This window comes from Mycobacterium sp. (assembly GCF_050700595.1).
Classification (GTDB): Bacteria; Actinomycetota; Actinomycetes; order Mycobacteriales; family Mycobacteriaceae; genus Mycobacterium.
The window spans coordinates 1-9966 of the sequence record NZ_JBOHHI010000103.1; the positions used below are offsets into that span (position 1 = coordinate 1).

Consider the following 9966-nt stretch of genomic DNA (forward strand, 5'->3'; position numbering starts at 1 on the left):
GAGCTCAAGCATGGCCCGATCGCGCTGATCGAAGATGATCTGCCGGTAATCGTCGTGATGCCGTCACCCAAGAGCGCGGCGGTGCTGCACGACAAGCTGATGTCCAACATCCGCGAGATCCAGACCCGCGGGGCGATCACCATCGTCATCGCTGAGGATGGCGACGACACGGTGCGTCCCTACGCCGATCACCTGATCGAAATCCCCGCGGTGTCAACACTTTTCCAGCCTTTGCTGTCGACGATCCCGCTGCAGGTGTTCGCCGCGTCAGTGGCGCAGGCCCGTGGTTATGACGTCGACAAGCCGCGGAATCTGGCCAAGTCGGTCACCGTCGAATAGGAGAATCTGCGCGAAACAGAAGCCGGGGTCGTGATTTGGCGAGGATCGCAGCCGTAGCTTCTGACTGGCGGTCAATCCGGCCAAGTCGGTCATCGTCGAGTAGGCGCCAGGGTGTCATGGCCGTTGCCGGCATGGCGGCCCGACGCTTCGCCGTTGGGAAGCGACATCGCCGGCAGCCGATCGGTAACCGGTGCGTGACCGTTCGTCGGCACCAGCAGGGAACGAACCAGGGAACGGGATCCAAAGGCCTGAAGCATCTGACTGGCGGGGCGCCGGCGCACTTTTAGCGGCCACCAGAACCAGGGCCCGAGCAGCACCGCGACCGACGGCGCCATGAACGTGCGAACGATCAGCGTGTCGAACAACAAGCCGAGGCCGATCGTGGTACCCACCTGACCGATAACCCGCAAATCGCTGAACACGAACGAGGACATGGTCGCCGCGAACACCAGGCCGGCAGACGTCACCACCACGCCCGTGCCGGCCATCGCCCGGATAATCCCCGTCTTCAAGCCGGCTCCGAGCTCCTCCTTGAACCGGGAGATCAAGAGCAGGTTGTAGTCGGAACCCACAGCCAACAGGATGATGAGCGACATCGGAAGCACCATCCAGTGCAACTCGATGCCGAGAATATCCTGCCAGACAAGTACGGAGAGCCCGAAAGAGGTGCCCAACGAAAGCAGCACGGTGCCCACGATCACCAACGCGGCGACCGCACTTCGGATGATGATCAGCATGATGATGAAAACCAAACTGACCGCGGCTATTCCGGCGATCAGCAGATCGTATTTGGAGCCGTCACGCATGTCCTTGTATGTTGCAGCGGTGCCGCCGATATAGAGCTTGGAGCCCTCCAAAGGCGTTCCCTTTATGGCTTCCTTCGCCGCTAGCTTGATCGCGTCGAGATGTGAGATCCCCTCGGGCGTCGCGGGATCTCCGTCATGAGAGATGATGAAGCGAGCGGCCTTGCCGTCCGGGGACACGAACAGTTTCAGGCCCCGCTTGAAATCGGGGTTGTTGAAAACCTCGGGCGGGAGATAGAACGAGTCATCGTTTTTGGCGGAGTCAAAGGCCTTTCCCATCGCCGTCGAATTCTGGCTCATGACGTCGATCTGGTCATAGAACGAGGACATCGTGCTGTGCATGGTCAGCATCATCGTCTTCATGGTCTTCATCACCGCGATCTGCGGGGGAATCTGCGCGAGCATCTGTGGCATCAGCGAATCCATGACGTCCAGGTCCGCCGTGAGATCTCCCAGCTTCGCGGTCAGCTGGTCTACATTGTCCAGTGCGTCGAACATGGCTCGTAGCGACCAGCATATCGGGATATCGAAACAGTGCTTTTCCCAATAGAAGTAGCTGCGGATCGGCCGCCAGAAGTCATCGAAATCGGCAATGTGATCTCTGAGGTCATTCGTGATGGCCAGCATGTCATGCGTATCACTGTCCATGCGATGGGTGGTGGCGACCATCTTTTCCATGATGCGATACATGCGCTCCATGATGTCGATGGATTGCTGCAGCGCGTTCGCCTGCGTCAGCATGTCAGCCATCCGGTCTTTCAGATAGTCCATGTTCTCGATCTGAGCGGTGTTCTGCATGCTGATCAGGAACGGTATCGAAGTATGCTCGATCGGCGTTCCCCAGGGCCTTGTTATCGCCTGCACCCGCGAGATACCAGGAATGTGAAAGACGGCTCTGGCGACCCGGTCCAATACCAGCATGCCCGCCGGATCGCGCATATCGTGGTCGGCCTCGATCAACAGCAGTTCGGGATTCATCCGCGACTGGGAAAAGTGGCGGCCCGCAGCCTGATATCCGATATTGGCCGGCATATCGGCAGGCATGTAACGCCGAATGTCGTAATTCGTCTTGTATCCCGGCAGGGCGAGTAGGCCGATCACGGTCACCGCGATCGTCACGGTGAGGATCGGCCGCGGCCAACGGACGATGGCGGTTCCCAGCCGGCGCCATCTCCGCGTCTGCATCCCTCGCTTGGGGTCGAAGAGATGGAAGAAACTGCCGATGGTCAGGACGGCCGGAGCCAGCGTGAGCGCGGCGACGACCACCACCAGCATGCCGATTGCGCAGGTAGGGCCCAGGCTGTGAAAGTAGGGCAGTCTGGTGAGGCTGAGGCAGTACATCGCACCGGCAATGGTCAGGCCCGAACCCAAGACAACGTGGGCCGTCCCGGCGAACATTGTGTAGTACGCGGTTGTCCGGTCCTCACCGGCGTGGCGCGCTTCTTGATAACGTCCGAGAATGAATATCGTGTAGTCGGTGCCGGCCGCGATGGCCATCAGCACGAGCAGGTTAACCGCATACGTCGAAAGCCCGATGATGTTGTGGTAGGCCAGAATTGCGACGACTCCCCGGGCCGCGGCCAACTCGACGCCAACCGTGACGAGGATAACGATCACGGTGACGACAGAGCGGTAGACAAAAAGCAACATCGCAAAGATCACCAGGCTGGTTATCGCGGTGACCTTTGCGACGCCTTTGTCACCGACGTCGACGCCATCGGCGGTTACCGCTGCCCCGCCGGCGACGTAAGCCTTGACCCCGGGTGGTGGCGGTGTGGTGCTCACGATGTGTCGGACGGAGGCGACGGATTGGTTGGCCAACGCCTCACCTTGCTTACCGACGAGGTACAGCTGGACATAGGCGGCTTTTCCGTCCGAGCTTTGCGCGCCCGCGGCCGTCAGCGGATCTCCCCAGAAGTCCTGGATGTACTCGACATGCTTCTTGTCCTGCGAAAGCTGGCGGATCAGCTCGTCGTAAAACCGGTGGGCCCCGTCGCCGAGCGGGTTATCGCCCTCGATCACGATCATGAGCGCGCTGTCGGTGTCGAACTCGTGGAACACCTGACCGATGCGCTTCATCGCCTGCATTGACGGCGCCTCGGCGGGAGTCAGCGATACCGTGTGTGCTCTTCCGACCACTTCCAATTGCGGAACGACGGTATTCAGGATGACCGTGAGTCCCAACCAGAAAAGGACGATCGGCACCGCAGAGCGGTGGACCACCCGCGACAGAACGGGCGGAATCAAAGCCGATGCGGGTTTGTCGCTCATGCCGCTTTCACCACGCAGAACGTTTGGGCGTTCAAACCGATTGCGGACCTTTCGTCCTTGACTACGCCGTTCACGATGATCCGGCAGCCGATCTCGTCGCTATCACCCTGTGCCACAACGTTGACACTCACCGCGGGCTGTGTCGTCGTGGCGGAGAGTGACCACGGGAGGGTGACGTTGTCGACTCGCCGGGGCTGCGCAGTGACGTCCAGGTAGTTGATTTTTGCCACGGTCCCGGCGGGGCCGAAGACTTCATAGGTCACGTGCTTGGGGTTGAACGGCTTGATGTCATCAGAAATGGCGCTGGTATCCGACCCGGAGTCGTGCACGCCGAAAAAACCGCGGAGCCGATAGACGCAGAACCCCGACACAGCGACGATGGCCACGACGACTATCGGGATCCAAACCCGTTTCATGACGCTGGTAACCAAAGCATCCTCACCCCACCGTCTTTGGCCAACGGATCGTCCCATCTGTTATTGTGCACAAGTAGCATAGAACAGGCCCGTCAATTTGGGGGCCGAAATACGAGGTACACATCGTCGACCTCAGCCGCCGTGGGCGGCCCGACGAAACGTGGACGCGCGGGTCACTGGCCGTTGCGTCACCGGGATGCTTGCCTGCGAATTCCTCGCTGCCTCAGGTGGTCTCGTCGGGCACTCGGGTCAATCAGGCCGCGCCTTGCTGGCACACCCAGCCGGCCGGGGTGCTGCCGCACTCGATGAATCGGGCCAATTCCGCACTGGTCTGGGCGGGCAGGTCGGTGTCGGCGTGCGGGTAGATGACCGGTTCTTCTTTCGCATTGTGCGCGGCGAGCTGGCCGGCCAGCCGGCGGCAGGTTTCCCGCAGTCGGTCGACGTCGGCTCCCTCGGTCAGCAGCCCGGTCAAGGCATCGATGGTGTGCCACAGTTCGCCATGCTCACGCAGCATCACGAAGATCGGCATCACCATCCCGCCCTGGTGGATCGGCGGGAACAGGAACACCTCTTCGAGGTAGATATGCCGGCGCAGTGCGTCCAATGCCGTGATCAGCGGTTCCGGCCGCAGGCTGCCGCTCTCGAGCTGTTCGACGAAAGCCGCGATGCCAGCGTCGATTTCGTGGTGCTCGCGTTCCAATGCCGCCGCTAACGATTCATCGGACACGCTCGCCCCTACTCGAGTTCGGCGTCGACACTGATGCGGGCACCGGCGAACAGCCGCGACACCGGACATAACGCGGCGGCCTGGTCAACCACAGTCGCGAAGGTGCCGGCATCCAACCCCGGCACCTGCGCGCGCACCCGCAACTGTGAGGTTGTGATCGTCGGAACCCCGTCAACCTCGTCGAGTGTCACCGTGGATTGCACATTCAGCCGCTGCGGCGGTGTGTTGTTCTCGCCCAGCTTCAACGTCAGGGCCATCGCAAAACATGAGGAATGCGCGGCGGCCGCCAACTCCTCCGGGCTGGTCTTGCCGCCCGGCTGTTCGGTGCGCGCCGCCCAGCTCACCGCCAAGCCGTCGAGCGCTCCGCTGCTGCCCGCTGACAGTGCGCCGCCGCCGGCGGCCAGTGAGCCCTCCCACGTTGTCTGCGTAGTCCGTTCCGCAATGCTCATCGACACCCGACTCCTCTATATCCGTGCTATCCCGCGCTGATACCCGGGGCAGTAGTTTTTACAATCGCAGCTTGTGTAAACACTAGACGATCCCGGGGGGGATGACCAGACGCGAGGTCAGGGGTGCCGGGCGGTGACACCGCCGTCGACGACGAGGTGAGTGCCGGTGATGAACGACGCCCGCGGCGACATCAGGAACGCCACCGCCTGTGCGACCTCGGCGGGCTCGCCGATCCGGCCCAGCGGGGCGGCCTGCACGAAACCGGCGCGGACCTCCTCGACGTCGAGCGCGATCTGCAGCATCGGCGTGTGGATGAAGCCCGGGCACACCGCGTTGACCCGGATTCCGGCCGGGCCCAGCTGCGCGGCCATTGACCGGGTCAGCCCGAGCAGGCCGGCCTTGGATGCGCAGTAGGCCGGAATGAACGGGTTGGCGGCCAGGCCCTCGATGCTGGAGATGCCGACCACAGCCGGTGCGCGGCCCTCGCGGGCAGATTTCTCCAGGTGCGGCAGCAGCAATTGCACCAGCATCGCCTGCGCCCGCAGGTTCACGTCGAGGATGGCGTCCCAACTTTCGCCGGTGTAGGCGCCGACCGGTTCGGCGAGCACCCGGCCGGCCGCGTGCACCAGCCCGTCGACGCCGTCGAGCGCGGCCTCGGTGGCTGCCACCGCATCGGCCAGTGCGGCATCGTCACTGACGTCGACAACCGAACCCGGCATGCCCATTTCGGACGCGACCTGCTGCACCGCGGGCGCAATGTCCCACAACGCCACCCGCCGCCCGTCGGCCACCAGCGCCTCGGCGCACGCCCGGCCGATACCCGACGCGGCTCCGGTAACGACTACTCCGCTCACTGTTCCCCTTTCCGCACGACAAACTCCGACCAGTCGGGTTCACGCACCGCCGCCCAGTACTCGTCGAGCCGCCACGGGCTGACCGTGTGGATCTCCCCATCGGCGTTTTTGAAGTAGGAGTGCTTGACCGCCGGGTGCGCCCACACCATCTTCTTGATCTCGTCCTGGGTGCGCTGATGCCACGCACCGGCCGCTTCTGCGGTCGGTTCGATGCAGTGAAGGCCCTTGTCGACCAACTCTTTTAGGCAGCTGTCGATGTAGCGCATCTGCAGCTCGGAGTTGAAGATCAGGCTCCCGCCGTGGGCGAGATGCGCGCCCGGCCCGTAGATCAGGAAGAAGTTGGGGAATCCCGGAACGGTGATCCCCAGATGGGCGTACGGGCGTCGCCCCCAGGTGCTGCGCAAATCAACACCGTCGCGGCCGGTGATCGTCATCGGCCAGAGCACATCGGTGTGCCGGAACCCGGTGGCGTAGACGATGATATCGGCGTCGTGATCGACGCCGTCGGCGGTGACGACACCGTCGGAGGCAATCCGCTGGATCGGGGTGCGCACCAGATCGACGTTGTCGCGGCGCAGCGTGGTAAGCCAGCTGCCGTTGTCCTGCAGGGTTCGTTTGCCGGTTGCCGGTTGCCGGGTAGTCCGGTAGCACCTTGGCCAACAGATCCTGGTCTTTACCAACCTGATTGGTGATCCAGTCGGTGAACATCAGCCGGGCGGCGGCGTTGATCTCGCTGACCGCATAGTCCTGATCGGGGTAGCCCGGGTCGACCCGGGCCGCGTCAAGCCCTTTGTCGGCACCGGGCCACATGACCAAAAACCGGTACCAGCGGCCGTAGAACGGCAAGTGGGTCATCGCCCAGCGCACGCCATCGCCGACAGAGTCGTGGTACATCGGGTTAGGGAACATCCACTGCGCGGTGCGCTGAAAGACGGTGAGATGCGCGACGTCGTCGGCGATTGCCGATGCGATCTGAAAACCGCTGGCGCCGGCGCCGATCAGCGCAACACGCTTGCCGGAGAGGTCGACGGTGTGGTCCCAGGCTGCGGAATGAAATGACGGTCCGGTGAAGGTGTCGGCGCCGTCGAATTCAGGCATGAGTGGCCGGTTCAGTTGGCCGACGGCGGTGATGACGGCACGCGCGCGCATCGTGGCAACCCCGCCGTAGGGCGAGCGCGCCCTGACCGTCCACATGCCGTCGCGGTCGTTCCAGGCGGCTGCGGTCACCTCCGTCTGCCACCGCACATGCCGGCCCAGACCGTGCTTGTCGATCAGCCCGGTGAAATACGCCTGCAACTCCGGCTGTTCGGCGAAGAAGTGCATCCAGTCGTTGCTGGGCTCGAAGCTGTAACAATAGAAGTGGTTAGCGACGTCAACCCGGGCACCGGGATAGCTGTTCTCCCACCAGGTTCCGCCCGGGCCTGCGTTTTTCTCGATTATCGTGAACGGAATGCTGGCCTGCTTGAGGCGAATTCCGGCCAGGATGCCGGATTCACCGCAGCCGATAACCACCACGGGCAGTTCGGCGGCGCGGGCCGGGTCCAGCGGCGCCGGGCGGCGGGGATCGACCCCATCGAGGTCCAGTTCTTCGACGAGCAAGGCGAGGTAGCCGTCGGGGACGGTCTCGCACGCCGCCCAGTTCATCATTTCCTGAATCAGCTCGCGGGGCAGCGGCGCCGGCTCGGGACAGCCGCGGTCGCGATAGTCGGTGATCACCGGCAATGCTTCGGTGCGGGCGCGAGCCTTGTCCTCCTCCGACATGAACCCCTGAACTTCGTTGAGGAAGATGCCGGCCTGTTTGAAGTCGCGGATAAAGCGCGGGTCGCCGGTGATGTGCACGAGCGAGAGCAGCAGCGTCGGAATGCTGACCTGCTGTAGTGCGGCATCGATGTCGGCGGTCGGTGTGGTGAACGGCTGGCCGGCGTAGCGACTGCGCATCACGTAAGAGTCCTTTCGCACCATTACGCTACTCACGGTTTCGTAATAGGCCGATACGATACGCGTGGCGTCGTAACGGATCAAGGGGCCGAACGTGAGGTTAAAGGCGGGGTGGCGGTTCGTGCGCGGCGCGCCGCTGACGTATCTGTGGCTGGCGGTGCTGCTGGTCACCACGGTCGTGCAATACCAACTCAGCCGCCACGAGTTGCATGCCGTACTCGTCCATCGCTCCACCAACATTCATCATTTAGGCACCGACCCGCTGTACGTGCTCTTCGTCAGCCTGTTCTGGGTCGACGGCACGGACTGGTTGATGTGCCTACTGCTGTTCACGCTCTTCCTGGCGCCGGCCGAGCAGTGGCTGAGACAAATACGCTGGCTGGCAGTCGGTCTCACCGCGCATACCGTCGCCACCTATATCAGCGAAGGCTTGCTGTATCTGGCGATCCAGCAGCACATGGAGCCCGAGAGGATGGTCCACGTTCGCGACGTCGGGGTCAGCTACTTCATGGTCGGAGTGATGGCGGTGCTGACCTACCACATTGCGTCGCCGTGGCGATGGGGCTATCTGGCGGCGCTGGTCATCTACTACGGCGCAGGGCTGAGCGCGGACCTGAACTTCACCGCGATCGGCCACTTCTCGGCGATCTTCATCGGGCTGTGCTTTTATCCGATGGCCCGCCGACGCGACGGCCCACCGCTCAATCCGGCCCGGGCATTCCGCAGGCTGACGGCTAAGTCCGGGTCGCGGTGAGCGGCACCTCGGGCCACGTAACCTTGGTGAGGCGCGGGCGAGCCGGGCAATCAAGCCGAGCGGAGGAGTATCAGCTGATGCGGCGCTACTACTCGGCTGAGACGATTCGTCAGGCCGAAGCGCCGCTGCTGGCCGGCCTGCCCGACGGTGCGTTGATGCGACGCGCGGCGTTCGGATTGGCCACCGCGATAATCGCCGAGTTGACCGCCCGCACCGGCGGGGTGGCCGGTCGGCGCGTGTGCGCGGTCGTCGGCTCGGGCGACAACGGCGGCGACGCGCTGTGGGCGGCGACGTTCCTGCGCCGCCGTGGCGCCGCCGCTGACGCCGTGCTGCTCAGCCCGGACCGCGCCCATCGCAAGGGACTGGCGGCGTTCACCAAAGCCGGTGGCCGCATTGTCCAAAGTGTTTCGGCCGCGACCGATCTGGTTATTGATGGTGTGGTGGGCATCTCAGGGACCGGCCCGCTGCGGCCGGCGGCGGCCGAGGTTTTCGCGGCTCTGGAAAAGCCGGGCGTGGCCGCGATCCCGGTGGTGGCCGTCGACATCCCCAGCGGTATCGACGTGACGACCGGGACGATCACCGGTGCGGCCGTGCACGCCGCGTCGACGGTCACCTTCGGCGGGCGCAAACCCGTACACGCGCTGGCCGACTGCGGCCGCGTGAAATTGGTGGATATCGGCCTGGACCTGCCGGATACCGACATGCTCGGCTTCGAGGCCGCCGACGTAGCCGCGCGCTGGCCGGTGCCCGGACCCCACGACGACAAGTACACCCAGGGAGTGACCGGTGTCCTGGCGGGCTCGTCGACGTATCCGGGCGCCGCGGTGCTGTGCACGGGGGCGGCGATCGCGGCCACGTCCGGGATGGTCCGCTACGCGGGCAGTGCGCTGGACCAGGTGCTATCGCACTGGCCCGAGGCCGTCGCGGCGCCCAGCCCCGCCGCGGCCGGGCGGGTGCAGTCCTGGGTCGTCGGGCCCGGGCTGGGCACCGAAGACAACGGGGCCGCTGCGCTGTGGTTCGTGTTGGACACCGACCTGCCGGTGATCGTCGACGCCGACGGGCTGACCATCGTGGCGGCCCATCCCGACATGGTCGCCGGCCGCGACGCCCCGACCGTGCTGACGCCGCACGCCGGTGAGTTCGCTCGCCTGGCCGGCGCTCCGCCGGGCGAGGACCGCGTCGGCGCGACGCGCAAGCTGGCCGACGCGTTCGGCGCCACCGTGCTGCTCAAGGGCAACGTCACCGTCATCGCCGAGCCGGGTGGCACGGTCTACCTCAATCCGGCCGGCCAGTCCTGGGCGGCCACCGCCGGCTCCGGAGACGTGCTGTCCGGCATGATCGGCGCGCTGCTCGCCGCCGGGCTGCCGGCCGGCGAGGCGGCGGCCGCGGCCGCGTTCGTGCATGCCCGCGCGGC

The 9966-nt window shown here is 64.5% G+C and carries 8 protein-coding genes and 1 pseudogene; 3 read left to right on the plus strand and 6 right to left on the minus strand.

Annotated features, from left to right (window positions below; translation table 11 throughout):
• Positions 1 to 339, plus strand: a 339-nt coding sequence (locus ACRDTL_RS10055) for an SIS domain-containing protein (RefSeq protein ID WP_431506559.1), incomplete at its 5' end; no start/stop codon positions are given.
• An 89-nt stretch (positions 340 to 428) separates the two neighbouring features.
• Here the strand turns inward: ACRDTL_RS10055 and ACRDTL_RS10060 are convergent.
• From ACRDTL_RS10060 to ACRDTL_RS10085, 6 genes and pseudogenes are all read right to left on the minus strand, one after another.
• Positions 429 to 3413: an RND family transporter gene (locus ACRDTL_RS10060; RefSeq protein ID WP_431506560.1), complete on the minus strand. Its 2985-nt coding sequence runs from the start codon at positions 3411 to 3413 to the stop codon at positions 429 to 431.
• Complete coding sequence (locus ACRDTL_RS10065; protein WP_431506561.1) at positions 3410 to 3829, minus strand: MmpS family protein; 420 nt, start codon at positions 3827 to 3829, stop codon at positions 3410 to 3412. Before ACRDTL_RS10065 ends, ACRDTL_RS10060 begins: the two co-directional genes overlap by 4 nt.
• A 253-nt stretch (positions 3830 to 4082) precedes the next feature.
• Positions 4083 to 4556, minus strand: coding sequence for a hemerythrin domain-containing protein (locus tag ACRDTL_RS10070; protein ID WP_431506562.1), 474 nt, complete (start codon positions 4554 to 4556; stop codon positions 4083 to 4085).
• A gap of 8 nt (positions 4557 to 4564) precedes the next feature.
• Positions 4565 to 5005, minus strand: coding sequence for an OsmC family peroxiredoxin (locus ACRDTL_RS10075; protein WP_431506563.1), 441 nt, complete (start codon positions 5003 to 5005; stop codon positions 4565 to 4567).
• 117 nt (positions 5006 to 5122) lie between these two features.
• Entirely contained in the window at positions 5123 to 5860 is a 738-nt protein-coding gene (locus tag ACRDTL_RS10080) for an SDR family NAD(P)-dependent oxidoreductase (protein ID WP_431506564.1), read from the minus strand.
• A pseudogene (locus ACRDTL_RS10085) lies at positions 5857 to 7798 on the minus strand (flavin-containing monooxygenase). The gene ACRDTL_RS10080 and the pseudogene ACRDTL_RS10085 overlap by 4 nt, the downstream one beginning before the upstream one ends.
• A 94-nt stretch (positions 7799 to 7892) precedes the next feature.
• Here ACRDTL_RS10085 and ACRDTL_RS10090 point away from each other — a divergent pair.
• Positions 7893 to 8552 carry a rhomboid-like protein gene (locus tag ACRDTL_RS10090; RefSeq protein ID WP_431506565.1) on the plus strand — a complete coding sequence of 220 codons (660 nt, stop codon included), beginning with the start codon at positions 7893 to 7895 and terminating at the stop codon, positions 8550 to 8552.
• Positions 8553 to 8629: 77 nt separating this feature from the next.
• The coding region (locus ACRDTL_RS10095) for an NAD(P)H-hydrate dehydratase (protein ID WP_431506566.1) at positions 8630 to 9966 on the plus strand (1337 nt) is incomplete at its 3' end.

Coding starts and splice junctions, on each gene's coding strand:
- ACRDTL_RS10075 (WP_431506563.1), bottom strand. CDS start 5,005: ATGAGCATTGCGGAACGGACTACGCAGACAACGTGGGAGGGCTCACTG.
- ACRDTL_RS10060 (WP_431506560.1), bottom strand. CDS start 3,413: ATGAGCGACAAACCCGCATCGGCTTTGATTCCGCCCGTTCTGTCGCGG.
- ACRDTL_RS10065 (WP_431506561.1), bottom strand. CDS start 3,829: ATGAAACGGGTTTGGATCCCGATAGTCGTCGTGGCCATCGTCGCTGTG.